This is a genomic window from Aliarcobacter sp. (assembly GCF_041672065.1).
GTDB classification, from domain to species: Bacteria; Campylobacterota; Campylobacteria; order Campylobacterales; family Arcobacteraceae; genus Aliarcobacter; species Aliarcobacter skirrowii.
On record NZ_JBAZAH010000033.1, the window covers coordinates 1 to 18596 of the forward strand.

An 18596-nucleotide genomic window follows, 5' to 3' on the forward strand; every position below is an offset into this window, starting at 1 on the left:
TAATTTTTGCAGTTCCTGGAATTGTACTTGCAACTATATTTGTAACATTTCCATTTGTGGCACGTGAGCTAATTCCTTTAATGCAAGAGATGGGAAATGATGAAGAACAAGCTGCACTTCTTTTGGGTGCTAGTGGATTTCAAACATTTTTAAAAGTTACTTTACCAAATATAAAATGGGGACTTCTTTATGGAGTAATTTTATGTAATGCAAGAGCAATGGGTGAATTTGGAGCTGTTTCTGTTGTTTCAGGGCATATTCAAGGTGTTACAAACACTATGCCACTACAAGTTGAGATTTTATACAACGAATACAACTTTGTTGCAGCTTTTGCAGTTTCAACACTTTTGGCGATATTAGCACTTTTAACTCTTGTTTTAAAATACATTTTAGAGTGGAAAGTACAAAGAAAAATTAAAAAATTAGATAATGAAGAATAAAGCAGGAAATAAAAAATGAAAATAGAAGTAAAAAATTTAACAAAATATTTTGGAAATTTCAAAGCATTGGAAAATATCAATTTAGATATTGTTGAAGGTGAATTATTAGCACTTTTAGGACCTTCAGGAAGTGGAAAAACAACACTTTTAAGAATGATTGCAGGACTTGAAACGGTTGATATCATAGATAAAGGTGAAATATTATTTAACAATATTGATGTTGCTAAAAAAGATATTAAAGATAGAGATATTGGATTTGTATTCCAACATTATGCACTTTTTAGACATATGACTGTATTTGAAAATATAGCTTTTGGACTTAGAGTAAAACCTAAAAAACAAAGACTTAGCAACAAAGAGATAGAAGAGAAAGTTACGAAACTTTTAAAACTAATCCAACTTGATGGCTTTGCTTCAAGATTTCCTTGGCAACTATCTGGTGGTCAGAGACAAAGAGTCGCTTTAGCAAGAGCTTTGGCAGTTGAACCAAAAGTATTATTACTTGATGAACCTTTTGGTGCGCTTGATGCAAAGGTGCGAACTGATTTAAGAAGATGGTTAAAAGAGCTTCAAGAGGAGCTTGGAATTACAACTATTTTGGTAACTCATGACCAAGAAGAAGCGCTTGAAGTTGCTAATAGAATTGTTGTAATAAACAAAGGGAAAATTGAGCAAATAGGAACTCCTGAAGAAGTATTTCATAATCCTAAAAATGAGTTTGTAATCAACTTTTTAGGAAATGTAAATCTATTTCACGCAAGAGAGATAGAAGATGGTGCTAATATAGAAGATACAACAGATAATAAGTATCTTATTCGTCCTCATGAATTGGAAATTGTAGATATAAATGATAGTGAAGCAATAATTCATGCAAAAATAAAATATATTCAACTAGCAGGGTCTTTTGTAAAAGTTGAACTTACATATTTAAATGATGAAAAAAGAGTTGTTTTAGTTGAGTTGGCACACTATGAATTTAGTGATAAAAATATAAAAAAAGGTGATATAGTAGGAATTAGAACAAGAAAATTAAGAAGTTTTGAAGATGGGGCTGGGATTTAATTGATGTTTATCAACACCTCTTTTTTATTTATTATGTAAAATTAGATTTTAATTTTAAGGAGAGAATATGCTAATAGATAAAAATAGTCTGCCTTTGGTTGATGAAGATTTTATGAATAACACACATTTTGAAGATGTTGATTTAATAAATAAAATCTATGAAGATATTTTGGTGTATGAAAAAAACAACTCAAATGATAATTTACAGAATCTAAAAAAATCTTATTTATCTTGGATAAACCATACAGTTAATCACTTTAAAACAGAAGAGGATGAGATGCAAAAAAGAGGTTTTTTTGCTTACCCTTTTCACAAAGGTGAACACGATAAAAATATAAAAGAGATAAAAGAGGTTTGGGAAGATTTCTATCAAAACAAAGATATAGAGTCTTTAAAAAACTATATTGAATATGATTTAGTAAATTGGCTTATAAATCATATAAAATCTATGGATACTGTAACAGCAAGATTTTTTAAAACAGGAATGAGTCCATGTTCAATGATGTAATTTTTTACAAAATTAACATTAAATTAACACTTCTTTAATACTATTCAAAGAAAAAAAGGTGTTAATATGAAAAAAATTCTACTTCTAATCTCACTAGCAGCAACATTTCTAACGGCTTCAACTATTGAAGTAAAAGATGCTTATGCAAGAGCTACTCCACCAAATATGAAAAATAGTGCCGCTTTTATGGTTTTGGAAAACAAATCAAACAAAGATGTGGCAATTGTAAAAGCGACTTCAAATGTAGCAAATGTTGTTGAACTTCATACTCATGATATGAAAAATGGTGTTATGACTATGTATGAGATTCCTCAAATTGATATAAAAGCAAAAAGTACAACTGTTTTAAAACCAGGTGGTTTACACATTATGTTAATAGGACTTCATAACTCTTTAAATGTTGGAGATAAAGTTGAGATTGAATTAGAGTTTAACGATGGTTCAAAACAAAAAGTTGTTGCAGATGTTAAATCTGTAATGAGTGGAATGAAACACCACTAATATTTATGGAAAAACAAAATAATAGTCTAAAAAGTACAATAATCTCAATAGTTGTTGTACTTTTTATTGTAGGCACATATTTTCTAATCGATTTTAATCAACTTATTCAATCATTTAAAGGAGATGTTGATTATGTAACTCAAGATAGCTCTTGTAATTTAAAAAAAGAGTCTTGCAAAATTGTAATTCAAGATGGTACGGAGTTTATTTTAAGTGTTGATCCAAAAGAGATTCCACTTATGAAAGAGATTACATTTTCTATAAAAAGTAATAATCCAAACCTAAAAAACTTAACTTTAAATATCTATTCAACAACTATGTATATGGGAGAGTATTTTTTGGATATTAAAAATTTAGGAGATGGAAATTATGAAGCTATTGGAACTTTACCTACATGTTATGTTGATAATATGAAGTGGAATGCAGATATAATAGTAGATAAAACTACACACTCAATTGGTGCAAGATTTCAGTTTGAAACGAGGATATAAAAATGAAATTTTTATTTAAGATTTTAGCTATTTTTTTGGTATCTGTTATTTTAATAGTTATTTTAAAACCTTATGTAGATGATTATAAAGAGAGAAAAACTTATGATTTTATTTTAGATACTCACGATGGCAAAATATCTAAAGATGATTTTAAAGGTAAAGTTGTAGCTTTATATTTTGGATATACATTTTGTCCTGATGTTTGCCCTACATCTTTAAGCTCTTTGGCATTTGCTTTAAATAAGTTCGATAGTTCACAAATCGAAGATTTTGTTGGAATTTTTGTAAGTGTTGATCCACAAAGAGATAGTTTAGAAAATATAAAAAACTATGCAAAATATTTTCACAAAAATTTTATTGGAGCAACTTCAAATAAAGAGTATATAGATGATCTTACAAAAAGATATGGTTCATATTATGAAAAAGTTGTTTTAGAGGGTTCTGCTATGGATTACTCTGTTGCTCACACTTCATATATCTATATTTTTGATAAAGATGGAAAATTTGTATCAAAAATTGACCACTTCTCAAATCCAACAAAAATAGAGGAGATTTTAAAAACTATCCTATAAGATTAAGGATAGTTATCTCGCTGCTAGCCCCCAATCTCATTGGTGGTCCCCAAAATCCAGTTCCTTTATTTACATAAACTTGCGTATGTTCATTGTGAGTATTTAAACCTTTTACATAAGGTTGTTCAAGTTTTACTAAAAAATTAAATGGAAAAATCTGTCCACCGTGAGTGTGTCCACATAAAATCAAATCTATATTTTGTGTATCTTCTAAAGTGTTTATATATTTTGGTTGATGAGCCAAAAGAACTGTTGGATGATTTTCGCAATTTTCTAAAGCTTTATTTATATCTGGAATATATGAGCCATATCTAAAACCAAATCTATCATAAACTCCAGCTAAATAAAAGCCTTGATTTTCCTCTCCAATATAGACATTTTCATTCTCTAAAGTTTTTATTCCTAAAGAGTTTACATAATCAATTATTGGTTTAACTCCATGAAAATACTCATGATTTCCAACTATAAAGTATGTTCCATAAACTGTATTTATATTTTTTAACTCATCTAAAGCAGCTTTTGCAAACTTTAGTTTGGTATCCACTAAGTCACCAGTTATTACAACAATATCGGGTGTTAAAATATTTATCTTTGCTACTAAATCTTTTATAAAATCTTTATCAATCAATCCACCAATATGTATATCGCTTATTTGAACTATTTTATATGGTTTTTTTAGATTTTTAATTTTTACATCTACAACTTCTAGCTCAATATTTCTAGCATTATCCATGGCTTTTAGATTTGTCGCCAAAATAAGTGATGTTGCACCAATATCAAGTGTTTTTTTGAAAAAGTTTCGTCTTTTTGTTGATAGTTTTGATTTTTTGAAACCAATTGAGATGATGTCATGAAAAATAGTGATAATAAATGTTAAGAATATCACCCCAATTGGTAAGGAAAGGAGAAAATAGAGCCAGTTTGGCACTAGTGGAAAGTATCTAGCAAGTGGGTACAAAAGAGCACCAAAAAATGTTAAATATAATACAAAGCTAAAATACTTCCTAGTTTTATGTTTAAAATCTAGTTTATCGATAAACCGTTTTTTAATTATATAGGTTTGAAAAGAGAAGGCTATCAGATAAACTGAGAAAAAAATCACAAAACTCATGAAGAAATTATAAATATATTTGATTAATAGTATTTAAATAAAGAGTTAATCAAATATATAATTTAACCTTTATATAACAAACAAATAAATATAATCTTTGCTAAATTTTAATAAAAAGAGATAGATATGTTTAAAAAAATAATTTCAAGTTTTATAATCTTTTTTGCTATGAACTCTTCTGCTATGAGTTTTAATACTGATACTTTTGTAGGAGTTGGAACTGGACTTGGTTTTGTAAAACAGAGTGAAAAAGGTGGAAGTAAAAATGAAGATGGTACGGATACATCTACTTTGCTTATTTTAAAAGCTGGAGTTGTGATAGAGGATTTTAGAAGAGTTTCATTTATTTATAATCCATCATATTTAAGTGGTACAAGAATAAACACTTTTCTTGGTGCTTTTGATTATATATTGCCAATAGATTATAGTAGGTCAAAGCTATTTTTAGGAGCACATTTAGGATTTACAAATGTTGAGAAAAAGAGTCTTGAAGGCTCAAATGCAACAGATTTTGCATATGGAGCACAATTTGGAATTTTAAATGATATTGCTCATAATTTAGAGTTAGAGATTGGGACTAAATTTACAAAATATGATATAGATAAAAATTATAAAGAGAATGGTGCTGATGTAAAATATAAGCTTGATAGAGTTATTGATTTTTATGCAACTATAAATTATAGGTTTTAAAATAGTTAAACTATTTTAAAAACTTTTTAATCTCATCAACCAAAGCTTTTATCTCATCTTTGGTTTCTGTAAAATGAACACCAACTCTAAGCCATCCTGGTCGATTTTTCATAGATACTTTTTTAAGTCCTAATAAATCATGCCCATAAGGTCCAGCACATGAACAACCAGCTCTTGTTTGGAAGTTTTCTTTATTTGCAAGATTTTCACAAAGCAAATAAGGATTAAAATCTTTTATATTAAAAGATACAATACCAATATTTGGGGCATCTTTTACACCATAAATTAATAAATCATCAATATCCTCAAGCTCTTTTAACAAATAGCTTAAAAGCTCCTCTTTTTTGTTTTTTATAAACTCTAATCCAATCTCATTTCTAAGTTGATAAGCTAAAGCTGCTCTTATTAGTTGAGTAATAGGTGGTGTTCCAGCATCTTCTCTAGTCTCTATATCATCTTCATATATTTGAATAGATTTATTCACATATTTTACAGTTCCACCACCACAAAATGTTGGTGAAAGTTTTGTATCTACTAAAGATTTTTTTACAATTAATATACCACAAGATCCAACTCCACCCAAAAGTTTATGCGGTGATAAATAGAGTGCATCATAATATTTGCAAGGAATATTGATATAAGGACTTGAAGCTGCTGCATCAAAACATACAGTTGCATTATATTTTCGCAATAACTTTGAAACTTTTTTATAGCAAGTAATTATTCCTGTAACATTTGAAGCAATTGTAAATGAACCAATAATCTCTCTATTTTTATTTTTTTCAAGTATCTTTTTGAGGTGTTTTAAATCAATTAAACCTTCACTTGTAAGTTTTACTCTCTTTGTAAGAGCTAGTGATTCTCTAAATGATATCTCATTTGAGTGGTGTTCATAAGGTCCTACAATTACCAAAGGCATAGATTTTTTAATATCTTTTAATCCTTTTTGTTTTAATCTCTCTTTAGTTTTTGGTGGAATATAAAGTCCCAAAATCTCTTGAAGTTTTTTTATAGCCCCCGTTGCTCCAAAACCACTTGGTAAAACTACAAAATCATCATCAAGTGCTAAAGAGTTTCTAAGGCTTTGTTTTGCACCTTCATAATATTTTGTAGTAATTTTTGCATTTGTACTCTCTTTTGAGTGAGTATTTGCGTAGTATTCTAAAACTTCATGTATTCGATTCTCTATTGGTCTAAACGCCAATCCTGAGGCTGTAAAATCAAAGTATTTCTCTTTGTTTTTTCCAATTGTGTTGTATCTTAAATAGTTAATAACATCTACATTTTCATTTAAAAATGGTCTAAAAATATCTTTTTGCATAAAAATCTCTTTACAATTATAATCTTTTATAAAAGTTATAATTTTATCTTATTTTTATTTAATTTGACTTATTAGATTGATTTTATAGTTGTTTAGCTCTCTTTTAATAATATCATTTGTAAAACCACCAAATATTTTTGGAAGATTTTCACTTAAAACTACACCTTTTAGATATTTTTTGTTTAAAAGTGAATAGAAGATTAAAATTCCAGCTGCAACTCCTGTAGCATATGAAATATATGTAGAGCCAGAAAAAGGGCTATTTATAAGCTCTGTATATTTACTAAAAGATAGACCAATTGATTCTATACTTTTTATTTTTTTATCATCTTTTGTTTTTATCTCTAAATATATATCAGCTATTGCACTAAACTCTGCATATTTTATAGTCTTCTTTTTTATATAATCCTCTATTACTTCAGGACTTTTCATCTTTGGAATTATATTTTTGATTATCTTATTTATTGATATTTTTTCCTCTTTGTCTTCAAAGCAATATGTATTTGAGAAAAGATTTAGTTGATATAGACTTTTCATAAGTTCAAGCTCATTTCCACCAATGTTTAATCTAATATTTTTTATATTAGGAAAACTTTGTTTTAAAGATATAAGCTCCTCTTGAAATACTGGATAAACATCTACAATATTTCTAAAATATGGAAACTTATATGGTTTTGATTTTGCAAATGGTGCGAGCTGTTTTATTTTATTGTTTTTAAAAAATATTGGTGAGAATGTAAGTTCATCAATAGCAACTTTTGGTGACCATGAAAAGATTAGTTTTTTTGATTGTATCTCTTCTAGCAGATTTATCTCTATTTTTGTGATTTTTATATTGTGTGGTAAAGATGACAAAGAGTCAATTTTTTCGCCTATTAAAAAATTTGTTATTCCAGGAGATATTCCTAGGTTTATAAGTGCAAATAGATTTTTACTTTTTAACTCATCTTCAAGTGATTGTTGCTCAAATTTTAAAGAGTTTATAACTTCATTTTTGTAAATATCACTTGCCAAATCAGCATAGTTTGTATTAAACTCAATTGCAAGTTTCATAATACTTAAATTATAAGAAGGAGTTGAGCTATTTATAAAGATATCAAAATTTTTTAACTCTTTTTTATATTTTTCTGGATTTGAAAAAATCTCTTCAAAGTTTGATACTTCTAAAAAATCTGATTTATTTAAAAGCTTGCTATTTTTAAATAGATGTTTTTTTGCTCTTCTTTTGTCTCGCACTATAAATAAAAAATCTACAAAACTATTTTCACTTTTATTTGAAAGTTCATCAAAAAGTGTTGCCATAACACTTGAAACCGCACCTAAACCAAAAAAAACTACTCTCATATAAACCCCTAAAATTATTTAAAATATGATATATTTTTGTATTTTATTTTAAAGGTACTTAATATGCAAAGAAATAGACCATATTTACAAACTTTTCCAGATGAAAATGGGTTTTTTGGTAAATTTGGAGGATCTTTTATCCCACCACAACTTGAAGAGCCATTTAATGAGATAAATGAGGCTTATAAAAAGCTATCAAATGATTTTGAATTTCTAAATGAGTTAAAAAAGATTAGAAAATATTATCAAGGAAGACCAACTCCAATTACATATTGTAAAAATCTTTCTGAGTCAATAGATGGAGCTAGAATTTATCTTAAAAGAGAGGATTTGAATCATACAGGGGCTCATAAATTAAATCACTGTATGGCTGAAGCACTACTAGCAAAATATTTGGGTAAGAAAAAATTAATAGCTGAAACAGGTGCTGGGCAACATGGTGTTGCACTTGCAACTGCTGCAGCATATTTTGGATTAGAGTGTGAAATTCACATGGGTGAAGTTGATATTAAAAAAGAGCATCCAAATGTTGTAAAAATGAAAATTCTTGGAGCAAAAGTTGTGCCTGTGTCAAAAGGATTAAAAACTTTAAAAGAGGCTGTTGATAGTGCTTTTGAGAGCTATTTAAGTGATACAAAAAACTCTATGTTTGCAATTGGAAGCGTAGTTGGTCCTCATCCATTTCCAAAGATGGTAAGAGATTTCCAAAGTGTAGTGGGAATTGAAGCTAAAGAGCAGTTTTTAGAGATGACTGGAAAACTTCCAGATGCAATAGCAGCTTGTGTTGGTGGTGGAAGTAATGCTATGGGAATCTTTAGTGCATTTATTGAAGATAGTGTTGATTTATATGCAATAGAACCAGCTGGTAAAGGCTCTAAGTTAGGTGAACATAGTGCAAGTATTACTTATGGAAAAGAGGGAGTTATGCATGGATTTAACTCTATTATGCTAAGTGATGAAAATGGAGAACCAGCTGCTGTTCATTCAATTGCAAGTGGAATAGATTACCCATCTGTTGGTCCTGAGCATGCATATTTAAGTAGTATAAAAAGAACAAAAGTTGGACTTTGTAGTGATGAGGAGTCAATAGAAGCTTTTTATACTCTTTCAAGAAGCGAGGGAATTATTCCAGCACTTGAATCTGCTCATGCTGTTGCATTTGCTATGAAATGGGCAAAAGAGAAAGAGAACTTTGGAAAATCTATTTTAGTAAATTTAAGTGGAAGAGGGGAGAAGGATATAGATTTTATAATTGAAAACTATCCAAGAGTTTAAGCTTTTAGCTTAACTCTTAGCTTCAAAACCAATAGAAGATAGCTCTTCAACTAGATTTTGGGCATTTTTTGATGGAACATCAAGAATAATAATATTTGCTTTGTGCGTAAGTTTTATTTTTGTTGCTTCGCTCTTTTCTAAACTGTTTATAAAAATTTCAAAATTTTTACTTGAGATTTTTGAATTTTTAACCTTACATCCAACATATGAAAAACCATCTTGTGAACTTTTGTTTATTCCCATTCTAGGTTTTCTTGGAATTTCTGATCGATTTATAAAAAGAGTGCTTTTAAATTTAAAATCTAGCATTGAACTTAAAATATCAACAAATACACTCAAAGAGATACTATCTATAAAATCTTTGAAACTATTTTCTGATTTCTCATCTCTAGGTCCAAAATCTTTATAAATATTCGCAATTGCTCTTGTTGTATGTATTATTTTTGAAGCATTTATATATCCAATATATATATCCAATATTTTAACTGCAAATACAATTTTACCACTCTCATCTTTTGTTGCATTAAAACTTATATCAGGAGTAAATCCAATATCACAACCCTCTTCGTATCCACTAATTGATATTTGTAAAGAGTTTGGAAGATTAAAAAAGTTTTTGTTTGCTACAAAAGTATCATTTATCTTATTTGCAATCTCTTCAACATCATATATTTGAGTGCTATCAACTCTATTTGCAGGGCATGTTAAAACTCTTTTTATACTATGACTTGATTCAAAAAAACTAGATAGTTTTACCTCTTTTAAAATATTAAAAATTTTAGGAAGATTAAAAAGTTTTATATCTTCAAACTCTATTTTTTGACAAGGCAAAATATTTAATGACTCATTTGAAAACTCTTTTGAGATTTTTAAAATCTCTTTTAACTCTTTTAATCCCAACTCTCCTAAATTTATAGGAACTCTTAAAGAAAAAGCCTCTTGTAAAGAGTCTTTTGCATAGACTCCATACCATTTAAAAAGCTCCAAATCTTCATTTGAAATCTTTTCAGAAAAAACTATGTGGTAGAACAGTTTCGCGATTATATCATCGCTTAATCTATCTTTTTTTAGTTTTTCAATATTTATAACCGCAGACATTTAAACTCCTACTAAAAAATCTCTTTGCACTCCCAGTGTGGAAAGTGTTTTCGCACAAGTGCATTAAACTCAATCTCAAAAGCACTATAAGAGCTATCTTTTTTACTTTGATCACTTGATTTTGATCTAATCATACCAGCACCAACAGTGTTGTTTGTAACTCTATCTATTATTATAAAGCTTCCCATTGTTTTTATTTTATCATAAATATCGTATGCAATTATTTGCTCTAAATCAAGTTTAGCTCTTGCTATCTCATTTAAGTTTAGAGTATTTGTTGCACTTCTTTCCAATGTGTTTACATCTGTTTTATAATAAAATTGACTAATAGTTCCAACTGTTGTAGTTGTTGCTCTTTTAATAAAATATTGTTTTCCTTTTATTAGTGGATCTTCACTTAACCATACAATATCAACATCAAAATTGTTTGCTTCATCAGCTTGTTCATCACTTTTTACAATTACATCACCACGACTAATATCAATCTCATCTTCAAGTGTAATTGTAACTGCTTGCTGCGCATATGCATAAGGCAAATTTCCATCATAAGTTACAATCTCTTTTACTTTTGAGCTTTTATGTGATGGTAAAACTGTTATCTCATCACCAACTTTTATAACTCCACTTGCAATTGTTCCACAAAATCCTCTAAAATTTAAATTTGGTCTATTTACATATTGAACTGGAAATCTAAAGTGTGTTAAATCTCTATCATTATGAATCTCTACATTTTCTAAATGTTCCATCAAAGTAGCACCTTTGTACCAAGGTGATTTGTCACTTCTTTCAACTACATTATCACCATTTAGTGCAGATAGAGGAATTAATGTAATGTTGTTTGTAAGACCTAACTCTTTTGCAAATTTTAGATAATCCTCTTTAATTTTATTAAAAACATCTTCTCTAAAATCCATTAAATCCATTTTGTTTACAGCAATTACAATATGATTTATTCCTAAAAGCTTATTTATAAAAGAGTGCCTTTTCGTTTGAGTTTGAACTCCATATCTAGCATCTATTAAAATAATTGCTAAGTTTGCTGTACTAGCTCCCGTTGCCATATTTCTTGTATATTGCTCATGACCTGGAGTATCTGCAATAATAAACTTTCTTTTATCAGTTGTAAAATATCTATAAGCAACATCAATAGTAATTCCTTGCTCTCTTTCGCTTTGTAAACCATCAACAAGCAAAGATAGATCAAACTCATTGTTTGTAGTATTGTTTTTTTTACTATCTTTTTTTATAGTTGCTAATTGATCTTCAAAAATCATCTTTGAGTCATGAAGCAATCTTCCAATTAAAGTAGATTTTCCATCATCAACATTTCCACAAGTTATAAATCTAAGAAGCTGTTTATTCTCATGCTCTTTTAAATAACTCTCTATATCTTTTGCAATTTTTTCTTCTAATATACTCATCTTAAAAATACCCTTCTATTTTTTTCTTCTCCATAGATCCAGCACTATCATTATCTATTACCCTTCCTTGTCTTTCACTCGTTTTTGTTAAAAGCATCTCTTGAATAATCTCAGGTAGTGTTGTAGCAGTTGAATTTACAGCTCCAGTTAGTGGATAACATCCTAAAGTTCTAAATCTAACCATCTCCTCTTTTATAACATCATCTTTTTCAATTGGCATTCTGTCATCATCAACCATGATTTTTACACCATCTTTAAGAACTACTGGTCGTGAAGCTGCAAAATATAATGGAACTATTGGAATTTGCTCCAAGTAGATATATTGCCAAATATCAAGTTCTGTCCAGTTTGAAAGTGGAAAAACTCTAATACTCTCATCTTTATGAACTCTTGCATTATATATATTCCAAAGTTCTGGTCTCTGATTTTTTGGATCCCATCTGTGATTTTTATCTCTAAAAGAGTAGATTCTCTCTTTTGCCCTAGATTTTTCCTCATCCCTTCTAGCTCCTCCAAAAACAGCATCAAACTTATATTTATTTAAGGCTTGTTTTAAACCTTGAGTTTTCATAATATCAGTGTGCACTGCACTTCCGTGAGTAAAAGGGCTAATATTCATCTCAATACCTTCAGGATTTGTATGCACTATTAGTTCAAATCCCTCTTCTTTTGCTCTTTTATCTCTAAACTCTATCATCTCTTTAAATTTCCATAAAGTATCCACATGTAAAAGTGGAAATGGTAATTTTGCAGGAGCAAAGGCTTTTAGTGCTAAATGAAGCATTACAGCCGAATCTTTTCCTACACTATACATCATAACAGGGTTATCAAACTCTGCAACAACTTCTCTAATTATATGAATTGATTCAGCTTCTAGTTGTTTTAAATGTGTTAGTTGTTTTGTATCTAACATCTATTTTCTCCTCTTTAATTTGTGTGTGTACTTTTTCTTTTTATAAAGAAAAGTACCAAAAGAAAATCGTTTGCTCGTTTCAAAATAGCTAAAAAATCTATAACAGTTCTAAAATTTGAAAACTCGCTTAGCTCAAACAGTTCAAATTTTTTAACGAACTTTATATAAATTTTTTTTAACGCTATTTTGAAAATGCAAACTTTTGCCAAAGGCTAGTTGTTGCTCTCCTTTGGATATAAAAAACTATTGCCGTTAGGCAATTCATTTGCCTTAGCAAGGGACACTTTGTCTTTTTAGGAAAAGATTTTTGAGATAAATTTCGTTAAAAAAATGAAACTGTTTGAAGCAAACTTTAGTTTGCAAGTTTTTCATTTTTAGAAATTTATTAAAAAAAATCCCTAAAAAGGCAACCGTGTTCCGATTTTGCATACTTTTTTAAAAAGTATGAAATAAAAACAAAAAATCACTTCTTATGAAGCCCACACTCTTTATGCTCTGGGTTTTCCCACCACCATCTTCCAGCTCTTATATCCTCACCTTGTTTTATAGCTCTTGTACAAGGTTCACAACCAATACTTGGAAAGCCATTATCGTGTAGTTTATTGTATGGAACTTTATTCTCTTTTATATAATTCCAAACATCATCTTCGCTCCAGTTTATAAGTGAGTTTAGTTTTATAACTTTAAAATTTTCATCCCATTCAACTATTGGCATATTGGTTCTTGTAACACTTTGAGATGCTCTAAGCCCTGTAATCCAGATATCAACATTTTTTAAAGCTCTTTTCAAAGGCTCTATTTTTCTAATATTACAGCAATTTTTTCTCTTATCAATACTTTCAAAGTGACCATTTACACCTTGAACTTTATATAAGTTTTCAACATCTTCAAATTTTGGAAAAAATACCTCTATTTTTACACCATATTTTAAATTTGTCTCATCTAAAACTTTGTAAGTTTCACTATGTAATCTTCCAGTATCAAGAGTAAATACTCTACTATTTTTATTTACTTTAAATATCATATCTGTTAAAACTTGGTCTTCTGCACCTAAACTTGAACTAAAAGCTACATTTTTATAATTATCTAAAACATACTTGATTAATTCACTTGTATTTAAAGAGAAAATTTTTTCCTCAAGTTCTTTTAATAAATCTAAACTCATAAAAATCCTAAATTTGATAATCGTTTGCTGTTGGTTTTACTATTCCAAATTTTAGTTTATTCCAAACTCTTTCATGAAAATAGTATAAAATCATTTTTGTAATAACTTCAATTGAACCAATTGAAGCAGCCATAACTAAATTTCCCGTAATAAAATAGGAAATGATTATAGTATCTAGTGTTCCAACTGTTCTCCAAGAGATAGTTTTTGCTACTGATCTATAAGGTTTTTCATGCATATTCAACCTTTTTTATAATTTCTAAAAGAAAAATTAAAATATGTTATATAGAAGATTACTCTTCTATATAGTCATATAAACCTGAACTTAAATATCTCTCTCCTGTATCACAAAGAATTGTAACTATTGTTTTTCCTTTGTTTTCAGGTCTTGAAGCAACAATTTTAGCAGCAAGTGCATTTGAACCTGAAGATACTCCAACTAAAAGTCCTTCAGTTTTTGCTAACTCTCTTGAGCTTTCAATTGCATCATCATTTGCAATTTTGATAACTTCATCATAAATCTTTGTATTTAAAACATCTGGTACAAATCCAGCTCCAATTCCTTGAATCTTATGTGGTCCTGGGTTACCTCCACTTAAAACTGGACTTGCTTCTGGCTCAACAGCAATTATTTTTATATTTGGATTATGTGCTTTTAAAACTTCACCAACACCTGTTAAAGTTCCACCTGTTCCAACACCAGCTATAAAAATATCAATTTTCCCATCTGTATCTTTTAAAATCTCTTGAGCTGTTGTATTTCTATGAATTTCTGGATTTGATGGATTTTGAAACTGTTGTAAAATTACAGAGTTTTTAATCTCACTATTTAACTCATTTGCTTTTTCAATAGCACCTTTCATCCCTTTTTCAGCTGGAGTCAGTACTAATTTAGCACCTAAAGCTTGAAGAAGTCTTCTTCTTTCAATACTCATTGAAGCTGGCATTACAAGGATTAGTTTTATTCCTAAAGCTGCACTAACACTTGCAAGTGCAACTCCTGTATTTCCACTTGTTGGTTCAATTAAAGTAGAGTCTTGATTTATTACACCTTTTTTTAAAGCATCCTGAATCATATTTGTCCCAATTCTATCTTTTACACTTGAGCTTGGATTCATAAATTCACATTTACCTAAAACTGTAGCTCCACTTATATTGCTTGCATCTTGTAGTTTTACTAATGGAGTATTTCCTACTAATTCTGTTACATTGTTTGCGTATTTCATTTTTTATTCCTTTTTAAATTTTAAATGTTGTAATGTAAAAACTCGTTATATTTACCTTCGTACTTATCTAAATCAGCCAAAGTTAAATCAAAAATCTTTTTTGTTTTCTCTTTTGACTCTTCAAAAAGAAGATTTAAAATTGGATTATCAACTTTTGAATCCACAATTTTAATATCATCTTCAAGAGCAACTAAAATATCAACTATTTTTATATCTTTTGAACTTTTTGCCAAAAGATAACCACCTCTAGCACCTCTAATACTTGTTACTAAATCTGCTCGTCTAAGCTTACTTAAAAGCTGCTCCAAGTAGTTTTGAGGAATAGAGGCATTTGCTGAAATATCCTTTATTTGCATGGGAGTATCATCTTTGTGTTTGCTTAACTCATAAATAGCTGCCAAACCATACACCCCCTTTGTTGAAATTAACGGCATAATAAACTCTTAATTTAGTGCTTGATTTAAATCTTCAATTAAATCAGCTGTATCTTCAAGTCCAATTGACAATCTAATTGTAACAGGACTAACTCCTGCTTTTTTTAGCTCCTCTTCACTTAGTTGTGAGTGAGTTGTAGAAGCTGGATGAACTATTAATGATTTACTATCACCGATATTTACAACAACACTAAATAGTTTTGCACTATCAATAACTTTTTTAGCCTCTTCAAAACTCTCTACTTCAAATGATATTAAACCACTTGCAAGTCCATTTTTAAAATATTTTTGAGCTTTATCAAAATATTTATCATCTTTTAATCCTGGATAAGAAACATTTTTCACTTTTTTATGTGATTTTAAAAACTGCGCAACTTTTAAAGCATTGCTTGAGTGTTTTTCAACTCTTAAACTTAAAGTCTCTAAACTTTGAATTAAAAGCCATGAGTTAAATGGTGCAGGAGTTGCTCCAATATCTCTTAATAGTGATAATCTAGCTCTTAAACAAAAGTTTGGAAGAGGAACATCTGTATATACAAGTCCATGATAAGAAGCATCAGGAGTTGAAAAGTGTGGATATCTTGCACTATTTTGTTTGAAAAACTCTGCTAAACCATCTCTTTCAACAATAATTCCACCTAAAGCTGTACCATTTCCACTTGTATATTTACTTGTAGAGTGAACAACAACATCAACTCCCCATGAAATTGGGTTAAATAGTGCTGCTGTTGCAACTGTGTTGTCACAAATTGTGATAATTCCATATTTTTTTGCTACTTCAACTATTTTTTCAATAGCTGGAATTGCAATTTGAGGGTTTGATAATGATTCAAAGAAGATACATTTTGTTTTATCATCAATTAAGCTCTCTAAATCACTAGCATCATCACTTTTAAAAGTTTTTACACTAATTCCAAATCTTTTTAATGTGAAATGAAACAGAGTTACACTTCCACCATAAAGTTTATCAGAGATTAAAATATTATCTCCAGCTTCTGCTATATTTGCAATTGAGTAGAAAACTGCACTAGCTCCACTTGAAGTAGCAAGTGCAGCAGCACCATTTTCAAGTTGAGCAAATCTTTGCTCTAAAATATCGTTTGTAGGGTTATTTAATCTTGTATAAATAGGTCCTAACTCTTTTAGTGCAAACAGATTTGCCGCATGCTCACTATCTCTAAACGCATAAGCTGTTGTTTGAGAAATAGGAATTGCCATCTCTCCATTTCCACTTTTTTTATCATATCCTGTGTGAATTGCTATTGTATCTTTTTGCATTTTATATCCTTTTTAAATTAATCAAGTTTAAATATGTTGGAATTATAATATCTTTTTTTTACAATGTCAAGCTTTTTAATCAAATTTATATAGATATAGAATATATAAGGCTTTTAATTAAACTATAGTTATTTAATCAACTTTATAAAACTAGTTAAGTAATATTTTGATAAAATACCAAGAAATCAATAATTAAGAAGATAAATTGATAAAGAAATATAATATTTTTAAAAAGCATAGAGTTAAATTTACAAGTCAAGATGAACCAACTATTTGGTTTGCAGTTTTTTATTAAAGGAAAATTTTGAAAATAGCAATAATAGGTGGTGGAGCTGCTGGAATAATGGCTGCAATCACTGCAAAAAGATTAAATAGAGATTTACAAGTAGATATTTTTGATGCAAACAAAAGTATAGGTAAAAAAATTCTTGCAAGTGGAAATGGAAGATGCAATATCTCAAATACCTCAATATCTTCAAAAAACTATTTAGGAGAGAATCCAACTTTTGTAGATTTTGCTCTAAAAGAGTTTGATTTTAAAGCATTTGAGAAATTTTGTAAAACTATTGGTCTTTTACTTGATATTAAAGAAAATAGTAAAGTTTATCCTCTTTCAAATGAGGCAAAATCTGTAACAAATCTTTTTTTATTAACTCTTGAGGAGTTAAATGTAAATATTTTTTGTGAACACTTTGTACAAAAAGTAGAAAAAAAAGATGATAAATTTCTTATTTATGCAAATGATAAAGAGTTTAAAACATATGATAAAGTTTTAATCTCAAGTGGCTTAGCTGCTGCTCCTCAACTAAATGCAACTCAAATTGGTCTTGAAATTGCATCAAGTTTTGGACACACTTTTAATCCTACATATCCAAGCCTTGTTGGACTTCAAACAAAAGAGACTTACAAAGGAAAACTTCAAGGAGTAAAAAAAGAGTGTAGTGTAGGATTGTATATAAATGGAAGTTTTGAAGAAGAGATTTTAGGAGATGTTCTGTTTACAGCTTATGGAGTATCAGGATTTGCTATTTTAGATATCTCTCAAAGAGCTGTTTTGGCTTTGACTCAATTTTATGATGTTGAACTTAGAGTTAATTTTTTTCCTAAAACAAATCCAAATGATTTGGCAAATCAAATACAAACTTTGTTTAAAAATTTACCAAAGCAAAAAGCAGTTGATATTTTAACTGGTATTGTATCAAATAAAATAGCTCCAATACTTTTAGAGATTTTTAAAATTGATATAAACACAAGAACAGATGATATAAATACAAAACAGATAAAATCACTTGCTCATCAGCTAAACTCATGGAGATTAAAAGTAGTAGATACTCAAGGATTTTCTCATGCGGAAGCTAGTGGTGGAGGAGTGCGAACTTGTGAAGTAGATAATAAAACTTATGAGAGTAAAATCGTAAGAAATCTATTTTTTGCTGGAGAGGTTTTGGATATAGTAGGAAATAGAGGTGGATACAATCTTCACTTTGCATGGGCTAGTGGTTATTTGGTGGGGAAAAATTTGGCAAATATTTAATCAAATATTTATAGATAAGCGAGTTAAAGCGAATTTATAAACAAATATAGATAAAATTTACAAATTAATTATTTATAAGGAAAAATTATGTTTAAAAACTTATCAACAAAAACAAAATTAGCTTTATTTCCAGCTATTTTTATAATAGCTACAGTTATAACAGCAATTATATATAGCTCATCTATTAGTTTTGTACAAGATAGAATTAAAAT

The 18596-nt window shown here is 28.9% G+C and carries 20 protein-coding genes; 9 read left to right on the plus strand and 11 right to left on the minus strand.

Translation table 11 applies throughout. From position 1 onward, the window contains the following. From WC168_RS06240 to WC168_RS06265, 6 genes are all read left to right on the plus strand, one after another. On the plus strand, positions 1 to 440 hold a 440-nt coding region (locus WC168_RS06240; RefSeq protein WP_372618163.1), incomplete at its 5' end, for an ABC transporter permease subunit. A gap of 15 nt (positions 441 to 455) precedes the next feature. Continuing rightward, positions 456 to 1502 carry a sulfate/molybdate ABC transporter ATP-binding protein gene (locus WC168_RS06245; protein ID WP_372618165.1) on the plus strand — a complete coding sequence of 349 codons (1047 nt, stop codon included), beginning with the start codon at positions 456 to 458 and terminating at the stop codon, positions 1500 to 1502. A 67-nt stretch (positions 1503 to 1569) separates the two neighbouring features. Beyond that, positions 1570 to 2010, plus strand: a complete 441-nt coding sequence (locus WC168_RS06250) for a hemerythrin family protein (protein WP_066409411.1) — start codon at positions 1570 to 1572, stop codon at positions 2008 to 2010. 66 nt (positions 2011 to 2076) lie between these two features. Next, positions 2077 to 2511, plus strand: coding sequence for a copper chaperone PCu(A)C (locus WC168_RS06255; RefSeq protein WP_372618167.1), 435 nt, complete (start codon positions 2077 to 2079; stop codon positions 2509 to 2511). A gap of 5 nt (positions 2512 to 2516) precedes the next feature. After that, a complete protein-coding gene (locus WC168_RS06260) occupies positions 2517 to 3002 on the plus strand; it encodes a hypothetical protein (RefSeq protein WP_066355605.1) in 486 nt (161 codons plus the stop codon). A gap of 2 nt (positions 3003 to 3004) precedes the next feature. Next, positions 3005 to 3574, plus strand: coding sequence for an SCO family protein (locus WC168_RS06265; protein ID WP_372618169.1), 570 nt, complete (start codon positions 3005 to 3007; stop codon positions 3572 to 3574). Here the strand turns inward: WC168_RS06265 and WC168_RS06270 are convergent. Next, a complete protein-coding gene (locus WC168_RS06270) occupies positions 3564 to 4460 on the minus strand; it encodes a metallophosphoesterase (protein WP_372618171.1) in 897 nt (298 codons plus the stop codon). The genes WC168_RS06265 and WC168_RS06270 overlap by 11 nt on opposite strands. 351 nt (positions 4461 to 4811) lie before the next feature. Here WC168_RS06270 and WC168_RS06275 point away from each other — a divergent pair, with 351 nt between their 5' ends. Next, positions 4812 to 5375: a hypothetical protein gene (locus WC168_RS06275; RefSeq protein ID WP_372618173.1), complete on the plus strand. Its 564-nt coding sequence runs from the start codon at positions 4812 to 4814 to the stop codon at positions 5373 to 5375. A gap of 10 nt (positions 5376 to 5385) precedes the next feature. On the opposite strand, the gene WC168_RS06280 is transcribed toward WC168_RS06275, so the two are convergent. Together WC168_RS06280 and WC168_RS06285 are read right to left on the minus strand one after the other, a co-directional pair. Beyond that, entirely contained in the window at positions 5386 to 6696 is a 1311-nt protein-coding gene (locus tag WC168_RS06280) for an aminotransferase class V-fold PLP-dependent enzyme (protein WP_372618175.1), read from the minus strand. 54 nt (positions 6697 to 6750) lie between these two features. Continuing rightward, positions 6751 to 8040 (minus strand): saccharopine dehydrogenase C-terminal domain-containing protein, encoded by a 1290-nt coding sequence (locus WC168_RS06285; protein ID WP_066355613.1) that lies wholly within the window; start codon positions 8038 to 8040, stop codon positions 6751 to 6753. A gap of 63 nt (positions 8041 to 8103) precedes the next feature. Here WC168_RS06285 and trpB point away from each other — a divergent pair, with 63 nt between their 5' ends. Then, a complete protein-coding gene (trpB, locus tag WC168_RS06290) occupies positions 8104 to 9315 on the plus strand; it encodes a tryptophan synthase subunit beta (RefSeq protein WP_066160022.1) in 1212 nt (403 codons plus the stop codon). A gap of 9 nt (positions 9316 to 9324) precedes the next feature. Here trpB and WC168_RS06295 read toward each other — a convergent pair whose 3' ends face one another. From WC168_RS06295 to WC168_RS06330, 8 genes are all read right to left on the minus strand, one after another. Continuing rightward, positions 9325 to 10413, minus strand: coding sequence for a sulfite reductase (locus tag WC168_RS06295; RefSeq protein ID WP_372618177.1), 1089 nt, complete (start codon positions 10411 to 10413; stop codon positions 9325 to 9327). An 11-nt stretch (positions 10414 to 10424) separates the two neighbouring features. After that, positions 10425 to 11834 carry a sulfate adenylyltransferase subunit CysN gene (gene cysN, locus WC168_RS06300; protein ID WP_115588056.1) on the minus strand — a complete coding sequence of 470 codons (1410 nt, stop codon included), beginning with the start codon at positions 11832 to 11834 and terminating at the stop codon, positions 10425 to 10427. 1 nt (position 11835) lies between these two features. Further along, positions 11836 to 12747, minus strand: coding sequence for a sulfate adenylyltransferase subunit CysD (gene cysD, locus WC168_RS06305; RefSeq protein WP_129098815.1), 912 nt, complete (start codon positions 12745 to 12747; stop codon positions 11836 to 11838). 463 nt (positions 12748 to 13210) lie between these two features. Next, complete coding sequence (locus WC168_RS06310; protein WP_372618179.1) at positions 13211 to 13912, minus strand: phosphoadenylyl-sulfate reductase; 702 nt, start codon at positions 13910 to 13912, stop codon at positions 13211 to 13213. A gap of 7 nt (positions 13913 to 13919) precedes the next feature. Next, a complete protein-coding gene (locus tag WC168_RS06315) occupies positions 13920 to 14150 on the minus strand; it encodes a DUF2061 domain-containing protein (protein WP_066160007.1) in 231 nt (76 codons plus the stop codon). Positions 14151 to 14205: 55 nt separating this feature from the next. Next, on the minus strand, positions 14206 to 15138 hold the full coding sequence (gene cysK, locus WC168_RS06320) for a cysteine synthase A (RefSeq protein ID WP_372618181.1): 933 nt from the start codon (positions 15136 to 15138) through the stop codon (positions 14206 to 14208). Positions 15139 to 15158: 20 nt separating this feature from the next. Next, entirely contained in the window at positions 15159 to 15572 is a 414-nt protein-coding gene (locus WC168_RS06325; protein ID WP_066160001.1) for an Rrf2 family transcriptional regulator, read from the minus strand. A 9-nt stretch (positions 15573 to 15581) separates the two neighbouring features. Next, positions 15582 to 16850 carry an O-acetylhomoserine aminocarboxypropyltransferase/cysteine synthase family protein gene (locus tag WC168_RS06330; protein ID WP_279132845.1) on the minus strand — a complete coding sequence of 423 codons (1269 nt, stop codon included), beginning with the start codon at positions 16848 to 16850 and terminating at the stop codon, positions 15582 to 15584. A gap of 304 nt (positions 16851 to 17154) precedes the next feature. Here WC168_RS06330 and WC168_RS06335 point away from each other — a divergent pair, with 304 nt between their 5' ends. After that, complete coding sequence (locus tag WC168_RS06335; protein ID WP_372618183.1) at positions 17155 to 18384, plus strand: NAD(P)/FAD-dependent oxidoreductase; 1230 nt, start codon at positions 17155 to 17157, stop codon at positions 18382 to 18384. Positions 18385 to 18596: the final 212 nt, after the last annotated feature.